This window comes from Burkholderia sp. Ac-20365 (assembly GCF_017104715.1).
In the GTDB taxonomy this organism is placed as follows: domain Bacteria; phylum Pseudomonadota; class Gammaproteobacteria; order Burkholderiales; family Burkholderiaceae; genus Paraburkholderia.
In genome coordinates this window covers 296108-320977 of sequence record NZ_JAAGPI010000001.1, presented here as the reverse complement: position 1 = coordinate 320977, position 24870 = coordinate 296108, and the positions used below count along the sequence as shown (strand labels likewise).

At 61.1% G+C, this 24870-nt stretch carries 21 protein-coding genes; 16 read left to right on the top strand and 5 right to left on the bottom strand.

The window, feature by feature from the left end; all coding sequences use genetic code 11:
* Positions 1 to 9 precede the first annotated feature (9 nt).
* Positions 10 to 723: a response regulator transcription factor gene (locus tag G3O01_RS01285; protein WP_205802625.1), complete on the bottom strand. Its 714-nt coding sequence runs from the start codon at positions 721 to 723 to the stop codon at positions 10 to 12.
* A gap of 191 nt (positions 724 to 914) precedes the next feature.
* On the opposite strand from G3O01_RS01285, the gene G3O01_RS01280 reads away from it, so the two are divergent.
* From G3O01_RS01280 to G3O01_RS01265, 4 genes are all read left to right on the top strand, one after another.
* Entirely contained in the window at positions 915 to 2150 is a 1236-nt protein-coding gene (locus G3O01_RS01280; protein WP_205802624.1) for an ABC transporter substrate-binding protein, read from the top strand.
* Between the two features lie 12 nt (positions 2151 to 2162).
* The gene (locus G3O01_RS01275; RefSeq protein ID WP_205802623.1) at positions 2163 to 3254 is read left to right on the top strand and encodes an iron ABC transporter permease; all 1092 of its coding nucleotides are present in this window, start codon (positions 2163 to 2165) and stop codon (positions 3252 to 3254) included.
* The gene (locus G3O01_RS01270; RefSeq protein WP_205802622.1) at positions 3251 to 4063 is read left to right on the top strand and encodes an ABC transporter ATP-binding protein; all 813 of its coding nucleotides are present in this window, start codon (positions 3251 to 3253) and stop codon (positions 4061 to 4063) included. Before G3O01_RS01275 ends, G3O01_RS01270 begins: the two co-directional genes overlap by 4 nt.
* A 141-nt stretch (positions 4064 to 4204) precedes the next feature.
* Positions 4205 to 5344, top strand: a complete 1140-nt coding sequence (locus G3O01_RS01265) for a porin (RefSeq protein WP_205802621.1) — start codon at positions 4205 to 4207, stop codon at positions 5342 to 5344.
* Positions 5345 to 5393: 49 nt separating this feature from the next.
* Here the strand turns inward: G3O01_RS01265 and G3O01_RS01260 are convergent, their stop codons facing one another.
* Positions 5394 to 6611: a porin gene (locus G3O01_RS01260; RefSeq protein ID WP_205802620.1), complete on the bottom strand. Its 1218-nt coding sequence runs from the start codon at positions 6609 to 6611 to the stop codon at positions 5394 to 5396.
* A 352-nt stretch (positions 6612 to 6963) separates the two neighbouring features.
* Here G3O01_RS01260 and G3O01_RS01255 point away from each other — a divergent pair, with 352 nt between their 5' ends.
* The 5 genes from G3O01_RS01255 to G3O01_RS01235 all read left to right on the top strand — a co-directional run bounded on the left by G3O01_RS01255 (position 6964) and on the right by G3O01_RS01235 (position 11835).
* Positions 6964 to 8316: an MFS transporter gene (locus tag G3O01_RS01255; RefSeq protein ID WP_205802619.1), complete on the top strand. Its 1353-nt coding sequence runs from the start codon at positions 6964 to 6966 to the stop codon at positions 8314 to 8316.
* 34 nt (positions 8317 to 8350) lie between these two features.
* Positions 8351 to 9562 (top strand): acyl-CoA dehydrogenase family protein, encoded by a 1212-nt coding sequence (locus G3O01_RS01250; protein WP_205802618.1) that lies wholly within the window; start codon positions 8351 to 8353, stop codon positions 9560 to 9562.
* 32 nt (positions 9563 to 9594) lie between these two features.
* Complete coding sequence (gene hpaC / locus G3O01_RS01245) at positions 9595 to 10119, top strand: 4-hydroxyphenylacetate 3-monooxygenase, reductase component (RefSeq protein ID WP_205802617.1); 525 nt, start codon at positions 9595 to 9597, stop codon at positions 10117 to 10119.
* 68 nt (positions 10120 to 10187) lie between these two features.
* Positions 10188 to 10820 (top strand): EthD family reductase, encoded by a 633-nt coding sequence (locus G3O01_RS01240; RefSeq protein ID WP_205802616.1) that lies wholly within the window; start codon positions 10188 to 10190, stop codon positions 10818 to 10820.
* A gap of 91 nt (positions 10821 to 10911) precedes the next feature.
* Positions 10912 to 11835, top strand: a complete 924-nt coding sequence (locus tag G3O01_RS01235; RefSeq protein WP_205802615.1) for a LysR family transcriptional regulator — start codon at positions 10912 to 10914, stop codon at positions 11833 to 11835.
* Positions 11836 to 11843: 8 nt separating this feature from the next.
* Here G3O01_RS01235 and G3O01_RS01230 read toward each other — a convergent pair whose 3' ends face one another.
* Together G3O01_RS01230 and G3O01_RS01225 are read right to left on the bottom strand one after the other, a co-directional pair.
* Positions 11844 to 12041 (bottom strand): hypothetical protein, encoded by a 198-nt coding sequence (locus tag G3O01_RS01230; RefSeq protein WP_205802614.1) that lies wholly within the window; start codon positions 12039 to 12041, stop codon positions 11844 to 11846.
* Between the two features lie 36 nt (positions 12042 to 12077).
* The gene (locus G3O01_RS01225) at positions 12078 to 13262 is read right to left on the bottom strand and encodes a glycosyltransferase family 4 protein (protein ID WP_241023551.1); all 1185 of its coding nucleotides are present in this window, start codon (positions 13260 to 13262) and stop codon (positions 12078 to 12080) included.
* A 452-nt stretch (positions 13263 to 13714) separates the two neighbouring features.
* Between G3O01_RS01225 and G3O01_RS01220 the strand changes: the two genes are divergently transcribed.
* The 5 genes from G3O01_RS01220 (at position 13715) to G3O01_RS01200 (ending at position 20436) form a co-directional block, all read left to right on the top strand.
* Positions 13715 to 16099, top strand: coding sequence for a PIG-L family deacetylase (locus G3O01_RS01220; RefSeq protein WP_205802612.1), 2385 nt, complete (start codon positions 13715 to 13717; stop codon positions 16097 to 16099).
* A 265-nt stretch (positions 16100 to 16364) separates the two neighbouring features.
* Positions 16365 to 17492: a glycosyltransferase gene (locus G3O01_RS01215; protein ID WP_205802611.1), complete on the top strand. Its 1128-nt coding sequence runs from the start codon at positions 16365 to 16367 to the stop codon at positions 17490 to 17492.
* Positions 17493 to 17555: 63 nt separating this feature from the next.
* Complete coding sequence (locus G3O01_RS01210; RefSeq protein WP_205802610.1) at positions 17556 to 17786, top strand: hypothetical protein; 231 nt, start codon at positions 17556 to 17558, stop codon at positions 17784 to 17786.
* 285 nt (positions 17787 to 18071) lie between these two features.
* Positions 18072 to 19058, top strand: coding sequence for a helix-turn-helix domain-containing protein (locus G3O01_RS01205; protein WP_241023549.1), 987 nt, complete (start codon positions 18072 to 18074; stop codon positions 19056 to 19058).
* Positions 19059 to 19857: 799 nt separating this feature from the next.
* On the top strand, positions 19858 to 20436 hold the full coding sequence (locus G3O01_RS01200) for a DUF4337 domain-containing protein (protein ID WP_205803052.1): 579 nt from the start codon (positions 19858 to 19860) through the stop codon (positions 20434 to 20436).
* A gap of 20 nt (positions 20437 to 20456) precedes the next feature.
* On the opposite strand, the gene prpR is transcribed toward G3O01_RS01200, so the two are convergent.
* The gene (gene prpR / locus G3O01_RS01195) at positions 20457 to 22406 is read right to left on the bottom strand and encodes a propionate catabolism operon regulatory protein PrpR (protein WP_205802609.1); all 1950 of its coding nucleotides are present in this window, start codon (positions 22404 to 22406) and stop codon (positions 20457 to 20459) included.
* Between the two features lie 196 nt (positions 22407 to 22602).
* On the opposite strand from prpR, the gene prpB reads away from it, so the two are divergent.
* Together prpB and prpC are read left to right on the top strand one after the other, a co-directional pair.
* Positions 22603 to 23496: a methylisocitrate lyase gene (prpB, locus tag G3O01_RS01190; protein WP_205802608.1), complete on the top strand. Its 894-nt coding sequence runs from the start codon at positions 22603 to 22605 to the stop codon at positions 23494 to 23496.
* A 22-nt stretch (positions 23497 to 23518) separates the two neighbouring features.
* Positions 23519 to 24688 (top strand): 2-methylcitrate synthase, encoded by a 1170-nt coding sequence (gene prpC / locus G3O01_RS01185; protein WP_205802607.1) that lies wholly within the window; start codon positions 23519 to 23521, stop codon positions 24686 to 24688.
* The last annotated feature ends 182 nt before the right edge of the window (positions 24689 to 24870 follow it).

Below are 24870 nucleotides of genomic sequence, written 5' to 3'. Positions count from 1 at the left end.
CGCGCCACCTCATGCTTCGAACGCGACGTCGGCGACCAGCATGTAGCCCTCGTTGCGCACGGTGCGGATCAGCGCGGCACTGCGCGCGGCGTCTTTCAGATGATGCCGCAGGCGGCTGATGCAGACGTCGATCGAACGGTCGAGTGGCGTGTGCTCCTTGCCGAACACATGATCGAGCAGAAATTCGCGCGACAGCGGCCGGTTCGGATGATCGAGCAGCGTACGCAGCGCCCGGTAATCGGAGCCGCCAAGCGACACGACCACGCCTTCGGGCGACAGCATCTGCTTCATCCGCGTATCGAGCTTCCAGCCGGCGAAAGTCACGAACGCGGCGGCATCGGCGGGGCGCGAGCCCGGCATGCTGCGCGCACGGCGCAGCACCGATTTGATCTTCGCGACCAGTTCGCGCGGATCGAACGGTTTCGGCAGATAGTCGTCGGCGCCCATTTCGAGGCCGAGTATGCGGTCGAGCAAACCGCCGCGCGCGCTCAGAATCACGATCGGCATGCCGCGCTCGCGGCGCAGTTCGCGCGTGAGGTCGAGTCCGTCCTCGCCGTCGAGCATCAGGTCCAGCACGACGAGATCGATCTGCGAGCTCGCGATGGCCTGCTTCATCTGCGCGCCGTTCGTGGCCGTCGTCGCCTGATAGCCCATGCTGCGCAGATAGTCGCCGAGCAGCTGGCGGATGTTCGGGTCGTCGTCGACGACAAGTATGTGGTCCATCAAAACTCTTCTTTTCTTCGTGGCGCCGATAACTGGCGCGCGGCGCAGCCCGCATTGTCGGCGCTGTGGCGGACGAAAAGCCGCTCAACACATTCCATTACAAAACTGCGCCGTTTCAACACATCGCCATTACATCGCGCCGCTAAAGTTGCGCCCGTAAATGCAAATAATTCTCATCCAGCAACTATATCATGTCGATTTCCGTGCTTTCCTCGGCCTGCCGGCGGGCCGTTTCGACAGCGGCGCATGCCGCTGCTTCTTCGGCGCTCGTTCTCGCAGCGGGCTGCGCGCTGGTTGCCAGCACGCCCGTGTTCGCAGCACAGACGGCGAACGCCGCAGCGCCAGCGCCCGCCACGTTCACCGATCTCGCCGGCCGTACGGTCCGCGTGCCCGCCGCCGAACCGCAGCGCATTCTGCTCGGTGAAAGCCGCCTGCTGTCGGCTGTCGCACTGCTCGAAGGCCAGAAGCCGCTCTCGCGCATCGTCGGCTGGCAGGGCGATCTGCCGATGATGGATCCGCAGACCTACAACGCGTACGCGCAGAAATTCCCCGACATCAAGACCATTCCGCTGATCGGCAAGGCAACGGAAGACAGCATCAGCGACGAGAAGGCGTTGAGCCTCAAGCCCGATCTTGCGATCTTCAGCATCGCCGGCCACGGGCCAAGCCGCTATAACGCGCTGGTGAAGCAACTGGAAGCAACGGGAACGACGGTGGTATTCGTCGACTTCCGCCTGCATCCGATGCAGAACACGCTGCCGAGTATCAAACTGCTCGGCGCCGTGCTGCATCGCGACCAGCAGGCGAATGCGTACATCCAGTTCTATCAGCAGCATCTCGCGCGCGTCGAGAACGTCGTCAACCGTGTACCCGAAGCGCAGCGCCCGAAGGTGTTCGTCGATCTGCTCGCGGGTGTCTGGGACGCCGGTTGCTGCCACACAGCGGGCAACGGCAACTTCGGCGAGTTCGTGCAGGCCGCGGGCGGGCGCAATATCGCGCAAGGTCTCGTGCCGGGCGTGCTCGGCGACATCAGCATGGAACAGGTGATCGCCGCGCAACCCGACGTCTACATCGCGACGGGCAGCCGCACGAAACCGGGCCTCGCATCGCTGCGCGTTGGCGCATTGACGAGCGAACACGATGCCCGCGCGAGCCTCGCGCAACTGGTCGCGCGCCCCGGCTTCGATACGATCAAGGCGATCCACGACGGCAACGCGCACGGCATCTCGCACAACTATTACGACTCGCCGTACAACATTCTCGCGATCGAAGCCTTTGCGAAGTGGTTCTATCCGGCGCAATTCAAGGATCTCGACGTGCATGCGACGCAGGCTGAGTTGTACCGGCGCTTCCTCGCCGTGCCGCCGCAGGGTGCCGAATGGGTCGATGCGCCGCTCGCGCAATCGACGGCTGACGCTTCGCATTGAACGGGCGCAGCAATGTCCGACTCCGTTTCGCTGAACCGTTCCGTGCGCGCGCAGCACGACGACGTCGATACAGGCGTTCAAACGTATCGGCGTATGACACGCCTGCGCGTGCTGTGCCTGTTCGCAGTGGCGCTGCTGATCGTCGGCTCGCTGCTGCTCGATCTGCGCTCGGGTCCATCCGGCCTGCCCGTTGCGACGCTGCTGCGCGCCGTGTTTCATCCTGCATCCGCCGATGCCGCGACCAATGTGATCGTGTGGCAGATCCGCATGCCGTACGCGGTGATGGCGCTGCTGGTCGGCGCGTCGCTGGGTCTGTCGGGCGCGGAAATGCAGACTATCCTCAATAATCCGCTCGCTAGCCCATATACGCTCGGTGTGTCGGCGGCTGCCGCGTTCGGCGCATCGCTTGCGATCGTGCTCGATATCACGCTGCCCGGCATCGCACAGAGCTGGCTCGTATCGGCGAACGCATTTCTGTTTGCGTTCATGTCGGCGCTGATGCTCGACGGCATCGCGCGCTGGCGTGGCATGAATACGTCCGGCGTCGTGCTGCTTGGCATCGCGCTGGTGTTCGCGTTTCATGCGCTCGTGTCGCTGATGCAATTCATCGCTTCCGCCGACGCGCTGCAAGGCCTCGTGTTCTGGACGCTCGGCTCGCTCGCGCGCGCGGACTGGCCGAAGATCGGCGTGCTGGCTGTCGCGCTCCTGATTGCATTGCCGCTGTCGATGCGCAACGCCTGGACGCTCACCGCCTTGCGACTCGGCGAAGACCGCGCGGCAAGCTTCGGCATCGATGTGCGGCGCCTGCGTCTCGGCACACTGTTACGCGTGTCGGTGCTGTCGGCGCTCGCGGTGTCCTTCGTCGGCACCATCGGCTTTGTCGGACTGATCGCGCCGCATATCGCGCGCACGCTGTTCGGCGAAGATCACCGCTTCTATCTGCCCGGCAGCACGCTGATCGGCGCGCTGATGCTGTCGCTCGCATCGATTGCATCGAAGACCATCGTGCCGGGCGTGCTGATTCCTGTGGGCATCGTGACGGCGCTGGTTGGCATTCCCCTTTTCCTCGGGATCGTCGTGCGCTCGCAAGGAGCCGCGCAATGAACGGCCTGTCGATTCACGGTCTCAGCGTGCAATACGGCAAGCGCGCGGTGCTCAGATCGCTCGATGCCGGCCCGCTGCCGCGCGGCCAGATCACCGCGCTGCTCGGTCCGAACGGCAGCGGCAAGTCGACGCTGTTGCGCGCATTGGCGGGGCTCACGCGTGCGCACGCAGGGCAACTGACGCTGGATGGCGCACCGCTCGAACTGTCGGCGGCGAGTGCGCGTTCGCATAGCGTCGTGTATCTGCCGCAATCGCTGCCGGCGGGCGTCAAGCTGCAGGTGCTCGAGTCCATTCTGGTCGCGAGTTGCGCGACGCGTGGCGCGTTTCGCGCGCATTCGGCACGCACCGACGATCTCGCGAATGCGCGCAATGTGCTCGAACGTCTGGGCATCGAAGCGCTTGCGTCGCGATCGCTCGATGAACTGTCGGGCGGCCAGCGGCAACTCGTTGGCATCGCCCAGGCGCTGGTGCGCAATCCGCAAGTGTTGCTGCTCGACGAACCGTTGTCCGCGCTCGACCTCAATTACCAGTTCCATGTGATGCGCGTGCTGCGCGACATCACGCGCGAACGCGGCATCGTCAGTGTGGTCGTGCTGCACGACATCAACGCAGCCATGCGCGCCTGCCATCAGGCGATGCTGCTGCACGCAGGCCGCATTGCAGGCTTTGGCCCCAGCGCCGAAGTCGTCACGCAGGCAAGCCTCGCCGAAGTATTCGGAGTCACCGCGCGCATCGAGCCCTGCTCGCGCGGCCAGCATCAAGTTCTGATCGACGGTCTGTCGGTTCAGGACGGCATCGCCAGTCGCTAGACGTTCCAGACGTTCGTCTAGCGGCCCAGCCAGCCACCTCACCACGCTGCATCCGTTTTAACGCACGACGCCTGCCACCCGGCAGGCGCCGCGCTGCTGCGTGCGTCATCACGTCGTTCAAATCAACAAACAGGGGAAAAAATGAAAAAGACACTCATCATGGCTGCCATCGTGGCGAGCTATGCGTGCCACGCGCAGGCGCAGAACTCGGTGACGCTGTATGGCGTGATCGACGCGGGCCTGTCGTACACCAATAACCAGAAGGGCAGCAGCGCGTGGCAAGCGGGCAGCGGCAACGTAACGGGCAGTCACTGGGGCATGCTCGGCCGCGAAGATCTCGGCGGCGGCACGAAGGCGATCTTCCAGCTGGAAAACGGCTTCAGCGTAATGAACGGCACGCTGCGCCAGGGCGGCCGCCTGTTCGGGTATCAGGCATACGCAGGGCTGTCGAACGACAGGTTCGGCACGTTCACGCTCGGACGTCAGTACGATTCCGTCGTCGACTATCTCGCGTCGCTCAGCTTCACGGGCCATCATCCCGGCGGCAACAACCTGTCCGCGCACCCGTACGATAACGACAATCTGAACAACTCCTTCCGCGTGAACAACTCGGTGAAGTTCGCGAGCAACAGCTATGCAGGCGTGAAATTCGGCGCGCTGTATGGTTTCTCGAACGAAGCAGGCGGATTCGACGATAACCGTCTGTACAGCTTCGGCACATCCTATGACGCTGGCCCGCTGCGTATCGGCGCAGGCTACTTCCAGGCGAACAACGGCGGCAGCAGCAATACGAACGGCGCGTTGACGCTGACCGATCGCACCTTCATCGCTGCACGTCAGCGCACGTATGGCGCGGGCGCCAACTACTCGATCGGCGCAGCAACGTTCGGCGCAGTCTGGACGCGCACGCAACTCGGCGGCCTCGCAACGATCAACGGTGCGAACAGCCTCGGTCTCGTTGCGAATGGCGAAGGCATGAGCTTCAGCAACTACGAGCTCAACGCAAGCTACCAGTTCACACCGGCGCTCGCGCTGAACGGCGAATACACGTACACGTCGGGCTCGATGTCCAATGCCACGGGCCAGCATCATCCGAAGTGGCATGAAGTATCGGTGCAGACCGATTACTTCCTGTCAAAGCGTACCGACCTTTACGTACAGGCGAGCTATCAGCATATCGCCAGCGACGGTTCAGGTTTGACCGCCGATATCAGCGGACAAAGCCCTTCGTCGAATGATCAGCAGGTCGTGGTTGCCGTTGGCATGCGGCACCGCTTCTAAACGACAAAGCCGCCGCTTCACACGAACGCGGCGGCAATGAACGATGCGATCAGAACTTGTGCCGGATACCGACGCGCACAGTACTTTGCCGGTCGCTGGTAGAAGGCGTGAGATTGTTGATCGCCGCGACGGCTGCCGTGCCCGTCGAATCCGTACCCGACGCCTTCTGATAAACGCCAATCAGATAAACGTCCGTGCGTTTCGACAGAAAATAATCCGCGCCAATTGCGCCTTGATAATAGCGTGCTCCGGGATTCTCACCCGTAGCCGAATCGACACTGCCACCGCGCGTATAGTCGAATGCCGCGCCGAGCAGGAAAGCAGGCGTTACCTGATACTTGAAGTTCACTTCCGCGTTGTTGAACGTCGCATTGCCGCGATAGCCGCGCGGATTCGGACCAGACTCCGCCGTGTCGCCGAGATTCCTGAACTGCGTATTCGAATACGTTGCGCCGAGCGTCGCCGCGCCGAACGTGTAGGCCGCACCCGCCGCGATGACCTGATACGTGCGCGCCGACGCATAACCGCTATAAACAGGCGACGAAATGAAGTTGCTGCCGGCCGTCGCCGCGGTACTCGCGCCGTTATCGCCGAAGAAACCGACATTCGGATTGCGCGCATTCAGATAACCGACGCCAAGCGACAGCGGACCATTCGCATAGCCTGCGCCGAGCGACCACACCTGATTGCGCGTTGCCTCACCCGCCACACCGCCGAGGCTATAGACGCCACCGAACGTGAGGCCCGCGTAATTGGCGCTGGTGTACTTCAGCGCATTGTTCACGCGATACGCGTTGTTGATATTGTCGAGATCGCCGGGATGCGCGGCGATATAACCGCCCCACTGATCGCCTGCTTCGAACGGGCCGACATAATCGACGACCGAATCGTATTGGCGCCCAACGAGCATCGAGCCATACGCGCTCGATAGCCCCACATACGCCTGACGCCCGAACATCAGCCCTTGTGTGCTGCCGCGATTCTTCTGGCCGAGCGAGCCGCTATTCAGATCGAAGCCGTTCTCCAGCACGAAGAGCGCAGCGAGCCCGCCGCCCAGATCTTCCTTGCCGCGCAGACCCCAGCGGCTCGCCTGCATCACGCCGCTCGACACGTTGTACTGATTGTGGCCTCCCGCATTCGAGGTCCAGTTGAAACCGTCGTCGACGATGCCGTACATCGTCACCGAACTCTGCGCGTGTGCAGCACCAGCGAAAGCACACCCGACCGACGTCAATGCGGCCAGTGCGGCCGCGGATCTGATTCTCATTGATTCATCATCCCATTCATATCGCTGCTTCGATTGGATGACGCAGCGAACGAAGGCTGCGCCGCGGCTCTTACGAGGATCGCAATCTAAGTTCGCCGTTATGCACGGTCAAATCAGTCAAATAGAACCCTGGCAATAAGCGTGTTTTATTTGCGCATTCACACACGCGAGCGAGTTGGAAACCGACATGAATGCCATTTATGTCGCGCATTTTTGGCCTGAATTTGACGGTCTTTTCTCGCGCTCCTATCGTTCGCTCATGGTTCACCCATGTCTGTCCGGTTTGCCAGGTCGCCCTGCCCGTCACGACGATCGGGAAGCGGAAACTTAAACGTCTTGCTCAGCCAATGCCATGAATCCTCACGCGACAGCCACGCTTTCCCCTTCTCCCTCGATACGCAGCACAGGCACCGTCCGCCGCGCAGTGACGACGGCCGTGCTCGGCCAGATACTCGAGTGGTACGACTTCTTTCTTTATGGCACCGCAGCCGCGCTCGTATTCGGCAAGCTGTTCTTTCCCGTCGGCAGCGATCCGTTGACGGGCACCATCGCCGCGTTCGGCGGCTTCACGGTGGGTTTCATTGCGCGTCCTGTCGGCGGCGTGCTGTGCGGCCATATCGGTGACCGCTATGGGCGCAAGACGGTGATGATGCTCACGCTGCTGACAATGGGCACGGCAACCGTCTGCATGGGTTTATTGCCCACGTATCAGCAGATCGGCATTGCCGCGCCCATCGGCCTCGTGCTGCTGCGCATTCTTCAGGGGCTGGCGGCAGGCGGCGAATGGAGCGGCAGCATCCTGCTGATTCACGAGAGCGCACCCGCATCGAAACGCGGCGCGCTCGCTGCATGGAGTCCGTGCGGCGCGGCGTTCGGCTTCGTTTTGTCGACGGCCGCGTTCCTGCTTGCGCAAACGCTGACACCCTCCGACTTCCTGAGCTGGGGCTGGCGCGTGCCGTTTCTGTGCAGCGTCGTGCTCGTCGTGCTCGGACTGTGGATGCGCCGCTCGGTTGAAGAAAGCGCGGACTTCGCGCAAGTGAAAACGACGCACCGCGAAAGCCGCATGCCGGTTGTCGAAGTGCTGCGCCGTTGCCCGCGCCAGGTGCTGACCGTGTTCGGCCTGCGCTTTGGCGAAGGCGGTGCGTCGTACATCTTCTTCGCGTTCTCGATTGCGTATGGGCAGTTTCTCGGCCTGAAGTCGACGTGGATTCTCAGCGGGCTCACCGTGTCGATGCTGTTGATGATTCCCGTCTCGCTCCTGATGGGACACCTCACCGACAAGATCGGCCGCAAGCCCGTCTATCTTGCGGGCGCAATTGCGATGGTGCTGGTCGCGTATCCGTATTTCACGCTGCTCGGTTCCGGCGTGCTGTGGAAAGTGATCGCCGCGCTGATTCTCGCCAACAGCATCACGCTCGGCATTCTGGAAGGCGCACAGCCCGCCTTCATCAGCGAACTGCTGCCCGTGCATCTGCGTTTCTCCGGACTCGGCATCGGACGCGAACTGTCTTCCGTACTTGGCGGCGGCCTCTCACCGATGATCGCCACCGCGTTGCTCGCCCACTATCGCAGCCCCACGCCCGTCGCGATCTATCTCGTCGCGCTTGCGATGGTCACGGTCGTCGCGACCTGCATCGCGCCCGAAACCTTTCCGCGCGCGGCACGACAGCAGGCAAAACTGGATGCCGAACCCGTCGTGGCCTGAGCGGCTGATTCAATCAACCTGACACGTATTCATCATGCAAAGCCTTCATAGCATTTCGACCTACGCCCGCGAACCGCACCTCGTCGGCGCCAGCGACCCGTATCCCGAGTATGCCGGTCCCATTTCGCTCGATGTTCTGATCGAAGAGATCGAACGACGCCGCGACGACTTCGATCAGCTCTCTCATGTGCCGCGCGACATGATCGCGAAGATGAAACGCGCGGGCATCTATCGCGCGAGCACGCCGCGACGCTTTGGCGGCGACGCGCTGCCACCGCCGCAGTTTCTCGCGATACTTGAACGCATCGCGATCGCCGATGGCTCGACAGCGTGGGTTGCCGCATTCGGATCTGCGAACACCTACCTCGCGGCGCTGCCCATCGAAACGCAGCAGCACATCTACGCGAAAGGTCCGGATCAGGTTTTCGCGGGCGGCCTCTATCCTCTGCAACCGGCGATCAAGGTACCCGGCGGCTATCAGGTCAGCGGCCAGTGGCGTTTTGCGAGCGGCTGCAAGGGCGCGGACTGGATCGGAGTGGGCATCGGCGGCACGCCCGCGAGTTCCGGCGACACCGGCGCCGGCAAGCCCTTCACAGCCGTGTTTCCCGCCAGCGATGTCGAGATCGTCGACAACTGGAACGTAGTCGGCATGCAAGGCACGGGCAGTCACGACCTGCGCCTGCGCGACAAATTCGTCGATGCGCAATGGACCTTCGTGCGCGGCGGCCACGCGCTGATCGACGAACCGCTGTACCGCTACCCCGCCGTCGCGTACCAGGCGCAGGTGCATGCCGCCGTCAACGTCGGCCTCGCACGCGCCGCGCTCGATCTCGTGACGGACATGTCGGGCGCAACGAAGACCACCACGGGCGCGCCTCGCCTCGCGGATCGCGGCTACTACCGCTCGGGTCTCGCGAAAGCCGAGGCACAGTGGCGCAGCGCGCGTGCGTTCTTCTATGAGTCCGCGCAAGCCGCGTGGGACACGATTGTCGCCGGCGACCCCGTCACGCAGGATCAGGCGAACCTGATGCGCCTGAGCGCCACGCATGCGGCGCACGTCTGCGCGGAAGTCGTGATGCAGGCGTATCAGATGGCAGGCATCGCGGCGATCTATCGCGAGAGCCGCCTGCAACGTCTGGTGCGCGATTCGATCGTCGTGACCCAGCACGCGTTTCTCGGCGAAGGCACGTATGACGCATCGGGCGCGCTGTTCGCGGGCATTCCGCCCGTCACGCCGTATCCGTGATGCAACGCGCAATCGAACACGAGGAGCAAGCGATGACGAACGAAGACATGAAGCGCCGCTTTCGCGACGCGATGGCCTGCCTGCCCGCAGCCGTCAACGTGATCACTACCGATGGCCCAAGCGGACGCTGCGGGCTCACGGCGAGCGCTGTCTGCTCGGTAACGGACTCGCCGCCGACGATGCTCGTCTGTATCAACCAGACCAGCTACGTGCATGACGTGCTGCGCGAAAACCGCAGTGTGTGCATCAACGTGCTTGCCGGCGAGTATCAGGATCTTGCGCGCGACTTCGCGGGCATGACAGCGTGCCCGATGGACGAACGCTTCGCGCGGCATCCGTGGAAGCCGGGACGTTCCGCGGCGCCCGTGCTTTCACATGCGATTGCGAACCTGGAAGGCACGATCGTCGAATTCAAGACTGTCGGGTCGCACTCCGTGATGTTCGTGCAGATCGACGATATTTCCGTGCGCGACGATGGCGATGGACTGATCTATTTCGCGCGGCAGTTTCATCGGCTGGCGAGGCCGGTGTCTTCTGTTGCGCAACGCGCGGGGTGAACGTGGAACTCTGCTTCTTCCTGATTGGCGAAAGCGCTCGTGCGTGTAGCGGGCTCGATCGATCGGACATGGCGCATTTGCGATCCATTGCCGATGACGTGGCTGGATTGCGGCGCTTCGTGTTCCATGTTCCCGCCGTGCACAACGGGCACACACCGCCCGGTCCTTGCTGCGTCACCCAATGGTATTTCGACGATCTCGAGCTGCTCGAGGCCGCGTTGCAACCGGGCGGCGCGATGCAGACCGCGGTTGATTTCATCTCGGCGCGCATCGACCAATGCACGCTGCTTCAACAGGCGATGGCCGTACGAAAATTCCGCACGCCGCATCAGCATGCATTCGATACACGCGAAGAACGTTGCACTTATCTCGTCAGCTATGAAGGCGAAGCCGATGATTTCAATGCGTGGCTCACGCACTATCTGACGCATCATCCGCCACTGATGAGGCAGCTTCCCGGCATTCGCGAACTGGAAATCTATACGCGTATCGATTACCGTTCGGGCCTGAAGCACGCACGCTCAACGGCCATGCAACGTAACAAGGTCGTATTCGACGATGCCGAGTCACTTGGTGCCGCACTCGCGTCGGCCGTGCGTGCGCGCATGAAAGAAGATTTCGACGCATTTCCACCGTACACGGGAGCCACGCCGCATTACCCGATGCACAGCATTTACGGTAATCTGACGCGCGAGCATTAACGGCGGGCGCGAGCATGTGCGCCCGGTCCAACAGCGAGCGGTGTCCGGCAGCACATCGGCCGGACACCAATACGGCCAGGTTCCGAACGACATGACAAAGACGCCTCCCGGCATCACGGACTTGAATCTCCTGCGTGTGTTTCTGGCCATCTCCGACCTGCGCAGCCTGACGGCAGCGGGCGAGCGGCTCGGGCTCACGCAACCTGCCGTCAGTCATGCGTTGCGACGTCTGCGCACCCTCTTCGACGATCCGCTGTTCGTCCGTACGCCGACGGGCATGGTCCCCACCGACGCCGCACTCCGCTTGCAGGCACCGCTCACGCAGGCGTTCAGCATCATCAATCTCGCGGTTCAACAGCTCGCCAAGTTCGATCCCGCGACGGCGCAGCGCGTGTTTCGCGTGTCGATGTCGGACATGTCAGAGTTCTTTTTTCTGCCACCGCTGCTCGCGATGATCGACAGCACTGCGCCCGGCATACGGATCGAAGCCGTCAATATTTCGGTGGACTCCGTGAGCGCCGCGATGCGAAGCGGCGAGATCGATCTCGCGCTTGGCTATGTGCCGGGACTGGATCCCGGCTGTATCAGCACGACGCTGTTCGTCGACGAACATGTGTGCGTGGTGCGTGCGGGGCATCCGCTGCGCAAGCGCAATCCGACCAGAGAGGATCTCGCCGCGCTGCGCTACGTATATGCGAGCACGAATGCGACGGGACACCGGATGGTCGAGCAATGGCTGGAGGAATTAAATCTGCGTCGCGATATCGTGCTGCGCCTGCCGCATTTCGTGGTGGCGCCGGAGATCGTTCAGAACACCAATCTCGCCGTAATCTTTCCGAAAAGCATTGCGCAGCGGTTCAACCGCAACAAGGCGTTTCGAATTTTGCCATTGCCGTTCTCACTACCGCCGATTGAAATCCAGGTGCACACGCACATGCAGTTTTCCGCCGACCCCGGCGTTGCGTGGCTACGCGAAGCGATCTGCCGGATGTTCTCGACTCAGTCATCAACTTAGTTCTCAACTCAGTTCTCAACTGAGGCGTCGAGATAACTTCGTACCAGTTCGTGGATGTCAGCGAGCGCACCGACGGCCGCATTCAGTTCCAACCCGCTATTTTCATTTGCTAGCTCGATGACATCCGCGAGCGCTTCGTCCTGCTCTTCGGCCATCATGCACATGGCAAACGGCGTCTTCCCCGAGATGCTGCCCGGCTCGTTCATGATCCTCTCCCCGCACTCATGGCACGTCGATGTGCGTTACTCATGTTCGGCTCTCGAAATAACGGGATCGCCATCCAGCACGCAGTCGGCAAGCTCCATCAGATTGCTCGCGAACACGGAAGGCTTCCATTGCTCGACAGCGAGACGCGCGCGTGCCGACAGCCGGTCGCGCAGCGCGTCGTCCAGCGCCAGCGTTCGCATGCGCGCCGCCAGCATTTCCGCATTACCCGGCTCGATTACATAGCCGTTCACGCCATTCGCGACCAGCTCGCGCGCAACGCCGCACGTGTGCGTGACGATCGCCGTACGCGACGCCGCAAAGGCCTCGTTGATGCACAAGCCCCACTGATCGAATTCGCTGGCAAGCACCACGAAATCGGCAAGACCGTAGATCGCGGGCATTTCTGCATTGGGCAACGCATCGAGAAAACGCACGCTGTTCCCCAGATCGAGCTGCGACACCAGTGTTCTCAGCATTGGCTCGTCGCTCCCCTGCCCGACGAGAACCAGTTCGATAGCATGATTCGCGAGCCCGGAACGCTCGAATGCGTGGATAACGACGTCGACGTTCTTGCGTGCGACGAACCGGCTGACGCAAAGCACATAGCGCTCCGGCAAGCCGCGCTGACGGCGAACGTCGCCGGCATTGGCATGTGCGACCGCCGCGCGGCGCGAAAACTGATCGACATCGATCACGTCGAAACCCACGCGCGAACGCCAGCGCGGAATGCCGAGAAACTCCGCATAGTCGCGGTGCCGCTCTCCTGCCACCAGCGCGGCGTCGAAACGCCTCACCAGCCGCCGCTTGAACCATTCCTTGATACTGCTGCGCGCGCCGTCATCGGCTTTGGAGTCCGACATGTAGATCAGCGCGAACGGCCGCGTGAACCTTCTGACGAAACACAGCCATAACGAGTACGGTGTGTCGTAACCCAACGTGACGACGACATCCGGCTGGATACGGCGGACGATCGAAGTCAGACGCGTGAATACGCTCAGCCAGCGCCCACCCGCATCGCTGACATCTTTCTCGAGCGTGGTGACGCGCTCATGACGTTGCTCGAAAAACGATGCGCGCCGCGTTTGCGGAAATGAATAGAACCCCGAACGCCCGAATACCTCGACGAGGCACACTTCGTCGTTGCGCCTCGTCGCAAGCCGCATCAGCGCTTCATAGCGCGGCACATGATAGTCACCCAGGTGACCGATTACGAACAGCATCCGCATGACGTCCTCAATACACTGCTATTGGCAGAAACGCACGACGCGCTAACCCGTCGGGATGCCACTTATAAGTTGCTCTCATTGTTCAGACCACTGGCGAACGTTGCACCAGCCGCCACTTACTTTATTACGCTCGCCCGGTGACATTTGTATGCGTTGCCACTGATGACTGCACTCTGTCTATTAAAGGCTGATCTCCTCGACACAATCCAGGCTTTAAACCGGGAGAACTCCGCTCTATTAAAAGACGGCTCACAAATATAGACTCGTCTCTACGCCTGATTAGTCGCAGCCTCTTCAATCGTGATCTGACTACGGCAATAGCCTTTCATATCGTAAGCAAACAGAACCAGCAATAACACGCGCAATCAACAGGTCGAGGCTACTTGATTCGACCGATAACGACTCTCGGGAACTACACCAAGAAGAAAAGGGACGGCCGCCATCCTATGAACACGCCGCGAATCGCGTTTTTATGGTTTCCATTGCGTATCCTTTATGTTCTTTGCCTCTGCTTCATGTTCACTGGCTCTGCCCGCGCAGCGACTGTCGATTGCAGCGCGGGCACGCTCGTAACGGTAGTAGCCCATCTTGACGATGATCTGCTGTTCGTTGAACCCGCGATAAGCGACCAGTTGCGCGCGGGTTGGTGCGTGACGGTAGTACATCTGATCGGCGGCGCCAACGGCACGAACTTCGCCTACGTGCAAAAGCGCGAGGAAGCGTCACGGCTCGCGTATGCGCGTCTCGCCGGAGTCGCTAATACATGGGATGAAACGACACTGCGAATCGAGGGCAAACCCGTCTACCAGCTCACCTTAAAAGCACAGCCACGCGTGCGGCTTCTGGAATTGCGGCTTCCCGGCGGCGCGGTCCGCGGTGGACGCGTGCCGCTTGCCCTGCTCTGGGACCAGGGCGCGACGCTCACAACGTATCCGATGGGACATGGCGAACTTGCCGCAGCGCGGTACACACGTGCGTCGTTGTCCGCTGTCCTTCAGACGATATTGAAGGACGCTACGCGTATCGCCACGCTCAACCCGGATACTGTGCCGTTCATCGAGCATCCCGATCATATCTACGCTGCCCGTATAACACGACATGTCGCGCAGAATATCGCTCGCCCGATTCCCATTGTGTTCTACACCACCTATCCAACCGGAAACTGGCCGGCAACGCTTTTCGGAGAACCTGCTCAACGCAAGCGGGACGCAGCGGCGAGTTACTTCTCTATTGACGGCGGCGACTTCGCACATGTATTCGGCGAGTATCAGTGGGACGGCAATTGGGTTTTACGCAACTATTCCCGCAGCGACACGACGCTACATAAGAAGCCCGACTTCGTGGCCATTCCGTCCGTACTGTTCAATACGGGGTCCAGTCAATGCCTGACTTCGCAAGGCAACTCGCGCGGCCCGCAACTCGCTCCCTGTGACGATTCAATGAACCAGCAATGGCGATGGGAACCGCGCACTACCTATGCAGGTAACCAGCACAATGCCGCGCTTGTCTCGGCCTCGACAGGACAATGTGTTGCCGAGCACGATGGGGCACTTACTGAAGAACCTTGCGAAGAATGGAATGCTTCACAGCGTTGGACCCCGTGGGACTTTGGTCTGATATTTACGCCCTCACGGCGGTGCCTCGGAGAAGAGAACAATCGCCTGAATATCAGAGGGTGTACTTCGTTGACGACGCGCTACAGATGGTCGACCGCACGTCCAACGTGGTCAACCGATCTGCGACTTTCGGGTGTGATGTACGGCGACGTTACCGGGCACGGCACACCGTCGGCGATCTATGTGCAAAGACGTCCCGACGGCCCAGGCTTCGACATTTATGTTCAGACCAACGTCTTAGGAAAACCTGAAGCGCCTGAGGTCTGGTACTCGGATGCCGTTCGCTTCGACAGTCGTGCAACGAAGCCGACATGCGGAGGCGAGCGCTTGTGTTTCGACAGCGCCCGCTTTGTTGCCGGCGACTTCGATGGCGACGGCCGCACGGACCTGATGATCGTCACGCCAGGAAACGGCGGCTCTGCTTTCTGGATGTTGCACAGCAGCGGCAATCATTTTTCCGCCCCTGTCTTATGGTTTCAAAGCGACGGAGCCCTACCCGCTGAGCTCGCGCAGCAGTACCTACCCTATTCCACGGGAGATACATCGGATGACAAACTTCTTGTTTCCGCTAAAAAACCAGACAATGAACTGGAGCTCTGGACGATAGGTTCGGATCGATCAGGAAAGATCCAGCAGTCGAAAGCCGGCATCACGCATCGGTTCAAATCCAATGCTCATCTGCTTGCCTTGAGAAGCATTCGCAAGGACATGGCTTCGTTCGTCGCAATTCAGTCAACCGACGATAACCGTCACCTCTCCGTCACGCCGCTGAGTGTCGAAAGAGGACGCTGGAGCGTCGGCGTGCCCTATCTGCTGCCTGAACAATTCAAAACGGACACGACACGTGTAACGGGCGACCCGCGCGATGAAGCATCGATCGTCATGACGGTGCCGCATTACGCTGAACCCGGTGGCGTGGACATCTGGAAACTGAACACCGCGCGACAGGAGATGGCGCCCGTTCTAATCGGGTATCGACGCGATATACAGTGGCAAGACGCGATGCCGTCCATGCTCAGCGATGGAACCGGAACCGCGCTGCTCTTCTATGAACGTGCCGACGCGATACTGAACAACACGCAGTTTTCGTCAGGCAATTCAGTACTTTCCCGATACTCACTGCACACGGACGGCCTGCTGGGCACATCGATGGAAGCTTTTCCGCTGCCATTCGTTTACTCGGAAACGCTCTGGCCCGATCGCCTGTTTCAGTAGAGACAGTGCGATCTCATTCAGATGATGATTGAGGTGAGGCTCAATCGCCGAAGCAATCGAAGAAGTGCTTTGACGCGTACGAGTGTCGAGTAAAAACTAGTGCTTGACCGAAAGTCGATGTGTCGATTGTCTATCGTATAGCCACAACACATATCGATCGCCACAATTGACGGTTGAAGCACGCAACCGTACGCTTGAACAAACAAGAGCTACATGCTTTAGCGAGCCGCCTCTCTAATATCACGCCAATTCAAAACGGTGACACGTGCGGATACTACAGGTTGTACATGCGCCACGTTTGTCTGGTGCCGAGATTCTGGCCAAGGGTCTCGCGATCCAGCACAGGGAGAGTGGCCACGAAGTCTGCATCACGTCGATGCTCCCCCAACTCGCCGACTTCGACCATAGCCGCAGCGAACTTGCGGCGGCTGGCGTACTGTGCGATTTCCCACAATCCCCACAGGGCCGTATCGGACGTCTCACACATCTATGGCGCAGCATCCGGGAATTTCGCCCGGATGTGATCATCGCGCACGCGACGCTCGCCGCGCTCTACGTGCGGCTTCTTCCCGTTGGCGCGCCCGTCGTCTACGTGATGCATTCAGGCTCGAATGACTTCGCCAATCCGAAGCTCAAGTGGGCGGAGCGCATGTTGTCGCACCGCGCAAAAGCTGTTGTCGGTGTCTCGGCACAAAACACGCGCGACTATCTGCGCGAAGTCGGACCGCATCCGCTCGTCACCGTGATACCCAACGGTGTCGATCTGCCGCGCTTCCAGCGAGAAGCATCTGAATCGACGCCAGTCTATCGCACTGCATCGCAACAGATCGTGCAACTGGGTCGCTATGTCGTGGATAAAGGGCAACTCGACACGATTCACGCGTTCGACATCGTGCTGCAACAGGAACCTGATGCGCGTCTCGTGTTGTACGGCGTCATCGAAGATCGCGCCTATCACGAGATGGCCATGAATCTCGTGCAACGTCTGAATCTGAACGAGCGAGTCACGCTCTGCGGTCCGGCGTCGAATGTCCCTGCAATTCTGCAGGCCTCGCAGGTCTTTGCCATGCCGTCGCTCAGAGAGGCGCATAGCATCGGTTTTCTGGAGGCATTGGCATCGGGTATTCCGGTTGTCGCAAGCCGCATTGCAGCATTCGAGTTTGCGGGTGATTTTCCGGGCGTATCACTGGTCGACACGCAAGACGCTTCCACGTATGCGCGTGCCTTGCTGCATGCTCTGCGCGCACCTCGCGCGCAACGCGCGCTTGACGGCTATACCTTGCGCGACACGGCGGAGAGCTATCTGAAGATCGCGCAGGCCGTTTCCGACGTACGGGGCATCGCCACGGGTTCGTCGATATCCGGATTGAAGAGTAACGAATCATCGATGTAACAAGTGGAAGAACATCCGTACTTCATTCGTTTTGCCATTACGCACACGCCAGACGGGATCGACATGAGCACCACGAGCCACGATCAGAACAGCTTCGGCAGCGCGCTGCAATTGCTGCTGAGCCAGCAGCGCGATGCACTGCAAACGATACTCGCGTTATCGGATACGTCGCACCGCCACGACGCCGCATCCGCGCGCGCCGCGTTGGCCGAGATCTCTCGCACCGCAGAACGATGTCATTCGACCTATCGCGCAGTGCTCACCGAGATCATGGCGACGCAACGTGAAGGATGATTCCGCGTGAAGGCTGAAGAACCGTCAGCCATCTGTCAGTGGGTGATCTGCACATAGTTCGCCTAAGCGGATACACGCCGGACTGTCAATGACGAAGTACTACACTTCATCGAAAACACACTGCGTTGCGTGCGCTCGCCCACATTCGTTGTGCGATTCATAGAGGCAGCATGAGTAGCTACGGGATATCCGCGGAGTTTCGCGCGGTCATGTTGCGCGGCACGCTTCCCGCATCGGACCCGGTCTTCGAGCTTCTGGTCTGGTTCATTCAGGTTGGGGAAGAACATGATTTCCACACATGCGCCTCAAAGATTCGAGATCAAGGATTCCGAGGGCACGGACGTCATTCCCGGGCGATTAAGACATGTTGCCGTCGTGCTGTTCGACGGCTTCGATCTGCTGAGCGCGAGCGTCATCGCCAATGTGCTCGAAATCGCCACCGAGTTGTCTGCCTGCGGACCGATTCAATGGACGTACAGGATCACCACGCTTTCCGATCACGACGGCTACGTCGCCAGTTCTGCTGCGCTGCTGGTCAGCGCGGAGACATTCGATGCACACGCCGGACATGAATTCGATGCGATCTTCGCGATTGTCGGCGCCGATGCGTGTATCGACTCGCGTGCCGTGCCGCTGATCGCATGGATCAACCGCGCACGCTCGAAGGCGGCTGACGTGCGGCTAGTCGGTGCGCCGCTGCCGGGACTGGATGGTCACGCTTGCGACGAGTTGCATGACGATGAGCACGATTCGCAACTGAACACGTCGCATCGGTCTGGCGACTGCAGAACGAAATCACAGAGCCTCAATGATGCGCTCACGGGAGCGCTGAAGCTCATTCGCCGCGACATGGGCGACAACATGGCGCGGCGCGTCGCCGAGCGCCTGTCGATCTGCTCGCGCGATATGCTCAACGCGATTTTCGAGGATGTGGTTGGCAATACGCCCGCCGAAAAGGTGCGTGCCGCCGCGCACTGGTTGCAGGATAACTGCCGGCGGCAGGTCACTATTGAAGATGCTGCTCAGGTTGCTGCGATGAGTGAACGTAGTCTCTTGCGGCACTTTAGAAGTGAGCTTGGGATGACGCCGTCTGACTATCTGATGCATGCGCGGCTTCAGGTCGTGTGTAGTCTGCTTGTTGAGACTGACCTTCCTGTTGACAAGGTGGCCAAGCGGGCCGGCCTGACCAGTGGTGATCATCTTGCGAGGAGTTTTCGGCGGCATATGAAAACTTCTCCTACGGAGTATCGGGCGCAGCGGAGAATGCAGTGAGCTGGGGTTTTTGGTTGTCTTGCGACGCTGATGTGGTTTGCTAGTGGTTTTTCTGGCATCCGCGATATGTATCTGGTTTGCTGGCGTTGCCCCTGTGCGGGGCGGCACCTACTTTTCTTTGCCGCGGCAAAGAAAAGTAGGCAAAAGAAAGCCGCTGAACACCGCCAGTTCTTGTTTCTGCCTGAGGGCCCCCAACGGGTCCTCCGCTTCACACGGCAACCTGCTATTCGATGCCCGTTGCGAACGCGCTTATTGAGCGCCTCACCCACTTCACACTCCCGCGTCACCACATGCGCGATCAATTTGCCCACGTTCTATGGCGGCAAACTGTGTGTCGGCTTTCGCGCCGCATGCGCTTCACTCCGGACTGAAAAGCACGATCGGTGTCGTAGGATCGCTGAGGTGTGGAGCACTACGACCTACACACAGTTTTCCACCTGGGCGGCGCAAACCGTTCGCTGCCGCTGGCTGCGCAACGGGTACTTGAAGTGGGTGAGACGCCGATTCGAAGCGTTGGCAACGGGCGGTGACTGAGAGATTGCCGTGCGAAGTGGAGGACCCGTTGGGGGCCCTCAGGCGGTGGTCAAAAACGGGCGGTGTTAGCCCGCTTTCTTTGCTTACTTTCTTTGCGGCGGCAAAGAAAGTAAGTGCCGCCCCGCACAGGGGCAACGCTTGAAGCACCAGTAACAAAACGCGGATGCCAGCCCAGAAGAAAAAATCAACAGCAACAACAAAACCAAAAACCAAAAAACAAACCCCACTACGGTATGCTGGCGACTTTCGCCCACCCCAAAAACCAATGTCAGACGACTACGAAGTCCACGGCCCCCACGATCACGCAATCGAACACGCAGGCAGCCACGGCGGCGACACGAACGCTTCGCGCCTCGCCGTGATGACGGCTATCCTGGCAAGCGTCGGCGCAATCGCCGCCTACCAGAGCGGTGCGAACGAAAATCAGGCGCTTTTCTTCAAGAACGAAGCCGCGATCCTCAAAACAGAAGCCGCCAACCAGTGGGCCTACTACCAGGCTAAAGGCGAAAAGCAGAACCTCGCCGAACTGGGCGCGGCGCTCAGCGATCCGGCATCTTCCGCACACGCGAAATTCATCGCCGATACGCAGCGCTACAAGACCGAGAAAGAGCCCATTCGACAGAAGGCGGAGGCGCTCGAAGAGCAGGTGAAGAAGGACAATGAAGTCAGCGAATCGCTACAACATCAACATCACCGCTGGGCACAGGCAACAACACTCGTGCAGATATCCATTGCACTCGCCGCAATTACGCTGCTCACGAAGAAGCGCTGGCTGCAAAAGCTGACTATCGGCATGGCCGTCGTATCAGTCGGCCTGTTCGTTACTGCATTAATAGGCGTGTAATCGCGAAGCCCATGCGTCGCTCACTGCGCCGCACTCAACTTGCGCCAAAGCGTGGTCTTGCTGATGCCGAGTGCCTTGCTCGCGGCATCGCGATCGCCGCCACACGCGGCAAGCATCGCGCGTATTTCGTCCGCTTCGATATGACGGCTGCGCTCGCGCAACGTCAACGCGCCCTTCTGCTGCGACGCGGCTGACGCAAACAGTTCGGGCGCGACGACGTCGAGCATCTTGCGCGTGAACACGTTGCCCACGCCGCCCTCCGTGTCGGCAAGCTCGACGGCAATCCGCTCGATCACATTCTGCAATTCGCGTACGTTGCCGGGCCATACGTACCCGCGCAGCGGCTCGCCAATCTCCGCGAGCGCACGCGTCGCGGCCTGCAGATCAGGGACGCGCAGCGCAAGCCTCGGCTCGCGTGCCGCGGCCTGAAGCAGCAGTTCCGCTGCGAGCGGCAGCACGTCTGTCGTGCGTTCGCGCAATGGCGGCAGCGCGATGCTGAGGATGTTCAGGCGGTAATAAAGGTCCGCCCGGAACGTCTCGGCCTCGATACCTTCCGTCAGCGCACGATGCGTTGCAGCCACCACGCGGATGTCCACGCGCGTCGGCTCCGTCGAACCGAGCCGCACCACTTCCCGCTCCTGCAGCACGCGCAGCAGCCGGCTTTGCAGCGGCAGCGGCATCTCGGCGATTTCATCGAGAAACAGCGTGCCGCGATGTGCGGCCTCGATCAGACCCGCCTTGCCGCCTCTGCGCGCACCCGTGAACGCACCCTCCTCGTAGCCGAACAGTTCGCTCTCAAGCAGGGCTTCTGGAAACGCGCCGCAGTTGATCGCCACGAACGCAAAGTCGCGCCGCGCGCTCAACTGATGCATGCTCTGCGCGACCATTTCCTTGCCAGTGCCGCTCTCGCCGAGTATCAGCACGGTCGCGTCGGACTTCGCGTAGCGCCGCACCAGCGTGCGCACGCGTTCGATCGATGGACATTCGCCCACCAGATCGTCGAGCCGGTAGCGAGCGGTGAATTGCTGCCCGCGTTGTCGCGAGCGCAACGTGCGGTCCAGGCGCTCGACGGCGCGCGATTCCTGGAACGTCAACACCGTGCCCGCCGCGTGGCCCGCGCCCGCCAGCGGCCCGCGGTGCACGAGATAGCTCGTGCCGCGCACGGAGACGAGCGTATCGCCGTCGGCGTCGGGCAGCGCGCCTGCGATGTCCGGTGCGAGCTGTTGCAGCGGCATGCCGGCCGCGCTTGCTGCATCGATGCCGAGCACGCCCGCAAGGCGCTGGTTAATCGCTTCGACGCGTCCTTGCGCATCGAGCGCAACAACGCCGTCGCGCAAGTGCTGCAGCAGGTTATCGAGCCGTTGACGGCGCACGCCTTCGGCGCGCGTCGCCTGCGCGACGTCGAGCGCGGTATCGAATGCACTGCGCACCGACGTGCGCGAGTACAGAAACACGGCGCCCATGCCCGCGCGCTCCGCGAGATCGGTCACATGGCCGGGCCCAACCACGGCTTCCACGCCGCGTTCCTGCAGATCACGCACGCACTGCTCGGCATCTTCCGTTGAGCGATACGACGCGAAAATCACGTCGATGCCGTAAGCGGCCGTGAAACGCTTCACTTCATCGGGCGTCTCGCCGTGCGTGACGAGCGCCACCGATGCGCCATCACGCCGCGCGCGCGCCAGCGCCTGCATCACGTCGAAGCCCGTCGGCGTAATGGCCACCACGGGCACGCTGACGCGCGCCTTCAGATAAGCCGCGTTCGAGCCGCCCGCGACGATCACGTCGGGACGCTCCACGCCCGCAGCGTCGATCTCCTGCGCGGCATCGTCGAAGCCGCGCGCCACCACGCGCAGTTCGGCACGGCCCGCGTATTCGCTGGCGATATCGACGAACAGGTCGCGCAGACGGCTGATACCCATCGCCCAGATGCGCGGGCGGATGGTCGAAACGGCGGAGGGCGTGCTCATCGAAGCGATTCCGTGTGATGCGGGGCAGCCTCCATTATGCACCTCGAATTTCACAATAGAAACCGACGATTTCACTTTTGAAATCCACGCGACCAATCGCATGAACACACCACTCGTAAAATCAGAGACTTAGCGGCATGCGCGTACATGGCACGCCACTTGCAGATAAGACCGCGCAAATCAACGGAGCCTCACAGTGAATTCAGCCAAACAACCCACCAGCGCCGGCGCAGCATTCCGCCAGGCCGTCGCAGAAGGACAACCGCTGCAGGTCGTCGGCGCGATCAACGCGTACGTCGCGAAGATGGCCGAAGCCGTCGGCTTCAAGGCGCTGTATCTGTCGGGCGGTGGCGTCGCTGCCAACTCGCTCGGCATGCCCGACCTCGGCATCAGCACGATGGACGACGTGCTGACCGACGCGCGCCGCATCACCGACGCGACCAACCTGCCGCTGCTCGTCGATATCGACACAGGCTGGGGCGGCGCCTTCAACATCGCGCGCACGGTCCGCTCGTTCATCAAGGCGGGCGTCGCGGCCGTTCACCTCGAAGATCAGGTCGGGCAGAAACGCTGCGGGCATCGTCCGAACAAGGAAGTCGTCGCGACGGAAGAGATGGTGGACCGCGTAAAGGCCGCCGTCGACGCACGCACCGACGACCAGTTCGTCATCATGGCCCGCACCGATGCAGCCGGCGCCGAAGGCATCGATTCCGCGATCGAGCGCGCCGTCGCGTACGTGGAAGCGGGCGCGGACATGATCTTCCCGGAAGCGATGAAAACGCTCGACGACTATCGCCGCTTCAAGGCCGCCGTGAAGGTGCCGATTCTCGCGAACCTGACCGAGTTCGGCGCGACACCGTTTTTCACGACGACGGAACTGCGCGAAGCCAACGTCGATATCGCGCTGTACTGCTGCGGCGCCTATCGCGCGATGAACGCGGCGGCGCTGAATTTCTACGAGACGGTGCTGCGCGACGGCACGCAAAAGGCGGCTGTGCCGACCATGCAGACACGCAACGATCTCTACCAATACCTGGGCTATCACGCGTACGAGGACAAACTCGACGCGCTGTTTGCCTCACACAAGTAATCGCATTCCTGGAGGAAGACACATGAGCGAAGCAGACAACGGCACGCCGAACGCTGGCGCATTCAAGCCGAAGAAATCCGTGGCGCTGTCGGGCGTGACGGCGGGCAACACGGCCCTGTGCACGGTCGGCAAGACGGGCAACGACCTGCACTACCGCGGCTACGACATTCTCGATATCGCCAGCGCCTGTGAATTCGAGGAAATCGCCTATCTGCTGGTGCACGGCAAGCTGCCCAACGTCGCCGAACTCGCCGCTTACAAGACCAAGCTCAAAGCCATGCGCGGCCTGCCCGCGAACGTGAAGGCCGCGCTCGAATGGATTCCCGCCGCCGCGCATCCGATGGACGTGATGCGCACGGGTGTATCGGTGCTGGGCACCGTTCTGCCGGAAAAAGACGATCACAACCTGCCGGGCGCGCGCGATATCGCCGACAAGCTGATGGCCTCGCTCGGTTCGATGCTGCTCTACTGGTACCACTACTCGCACAACGGCAAGCGGATCGAAGTCGAAACCGACGACGATTCGATCGGCGGCCATTTCCTGCATCTGCTGCATGGCGTGGAGCCGTCGAAGGCGTGGGTCGACGCGATGCATGTGTCGCTGAACCTGTATGCCGAACATGAATTCAATGCATCGACGTTCACGGGCCGCGTGATCGCGGGCACGGGCTCGGACATCTATTCGGCCATTACCGGCGCCATCGGCGCGCTGCGCGGCCCGAAACACGGCGGCGCCAACGAAGTCGCGTTCGAAATCCAGTCGCGCTACCAGACGCCCGATGAAGCGGAAGCCGACATCCGCCGCCGCGTGGAAAACAAGGAAGTCGTGATCGGCTTCGGCCACCCGGTGTACACGATTTCCGATCCGCGCAACAAGGTCATCAAGGACGTGGCGAAGAAGCTGTCGAAAGAAGCGTCGAACACGAAGATGTTCGACATCGCCGAGCGGCTCGAAAGCGTGATGTGGGACGCGAAGAAGATGTTCCCGAATCTGGACTGGTTCAGCGCCGTGTCGTACCACATGATGGGCGTGCCGACGGCCATGTTCACGCCGCTGTTCGTGATTTCGCGCACCGCCGGCTGGGCCGCGCACATCATCGAGCAACGCGTCGACAACAAGATCATTCGGCCCAGCGCGAATTACACCGGACCGGACGATCTCGCGTTCGTGCCGCTCGCGAAGCGCGTCTGACGGCAAGCAGGCTTTCTGTTTATCCTGGTTCGGCCTTGGCTCGTCGATACCCGCGAGCCAAGGCTGCTTTTTATCGAAGCCTCATTGCTGCACCGCGCGAGCGTCGACGCGCTAAACTTCGCGATAACAGTGTGGATGCGAGCCGGCGCCTTTCGCGCAAGACCGCTCCCGATTATGACCGC

Coding starts and splice junctions, on each gene's coding strand:
- G3O01_RS01255 (WP_205802619.1), top strand. CDS start 6,964: ATGAATCCTCACGCGACAGCCACGCTTTCCCCTTCTCCCTCGATACGC.
- G3O01_RS01260 (WP_205802620.1), bottom strand. CDS start 6,611: ATGAGAATCAGATCCGCGGCCGCACTGGCCGCATTGACGTCGGTCGGG.
- G3O01_RS01205 (WP_241023549.1), top strand. CDS start 18,072: ATGATTTCCACACATGCGCCTCAAAGATTCGAGATCAAGGATTCCGAG.
- G3O01_RS01200 (WP_205803052.1), top strand. CDS start 19,858: ATGTCAGACGACTACGAAGTCCACGGCCCCCACGATCACGCAATCGAA.
- G3O01_RS01280 (WP_205802624.1), top strand. CDS start 915: ATGTCGATTTCCGTGCTTTCCTCGGCCTGCCGGCGGGCCGTTTCGACA.
- G3O01_RS01240 (WP_205802616.1), top strand. CDS start 10,188: ATGGCGCATTTGCGATCCATTGCCGATGACGTGGCTGGATTGCGGCGC.
- G3O01_RS01265 (WP_205802621.1), top strand. CDS start 4,205: ATGAAAAAGACACTCATCATGGCTGCCATCGTGGCGAGCTATGCGTGC.
- G3O01_RS01250 (WP_205802618.1), top strand. CDS start 8,351: ATGCAAAGCCTTCATAGCATTTCGACCTACGCCCGCGAACCGCACCTC.
- hpaC (WP_205802617.1), top strand. CDS start 9,595: ATGACGAACGAAGACATGAAGCGCCGCTTTCGCGACGCGATGGCCTGC.
- G3O01_RS01235 (WP_205802615.1), top strand. CDS start 10,912: ATGACAAAGACGCCTCCCGGCATCACGGACTTGAATCTCCTGCGTGTG.
- prpC (WP_205802607.1), top strand. CDS start 23,519: ATGAGCGAAGCAGACAACGGCACGCCGAACGCTGGCGCATTCAAGCCG.
- G3O01_RS01220 (WP_205802612.1), top strand. CDS start 13,715: ATGAACACGCCGCGAATCGCGTTTTTATGGTTTCCATTGCGTATCCTT.
- G3O01_RS01210 (WP_205802610.1), top strand. CDS start 17,556: ATGAGCACCACGAGCCACGATCAGAACAGCTTCGGCAGCGCGCTGCAA.
- G3O01_RS01230 (WP_205802614.1), bottom strand. CDS start 12,041: ATGAACGAGCCGGGCAGCATCTCGGGGAAGACGCCGTTTGCCATGTGC.
- prpR (WP_205802609.1), bottom strand. CDS start 22,406: ATGAGCACGCCCTCCGCCGTTTCGACCATCCGCCCGCGCATCTGGGCG.
- G3O01_RS01225 (WP_241023551.1), bottom strand. CDS start 13,262: ATGCTGTTCGTAATCGGTCACCTGGGTGACTATCATGTGCCGCGCTAT.
- G3O01_RS01270 (WP_205802622.1), top strand. CDS start 3,251: ATGAACGGCCTGTCGATTCACGGTCTCAGCGTGCAATACGGCAAGCGC.
- G3O01_RS01275 (WP_205802623.1), top strand. CDS start 2,163: ATGTCCGACTCCGTTTCGCTGAACCGTTCCGTGCGCGCGCAGCACGAC.
- G3O01_RS01285 (WP_205802625.1), bottom strand. CDS start 723: ATGGACCACATACTTGTCGTCGACGACGACCCGAACATCCGCCAGCTG.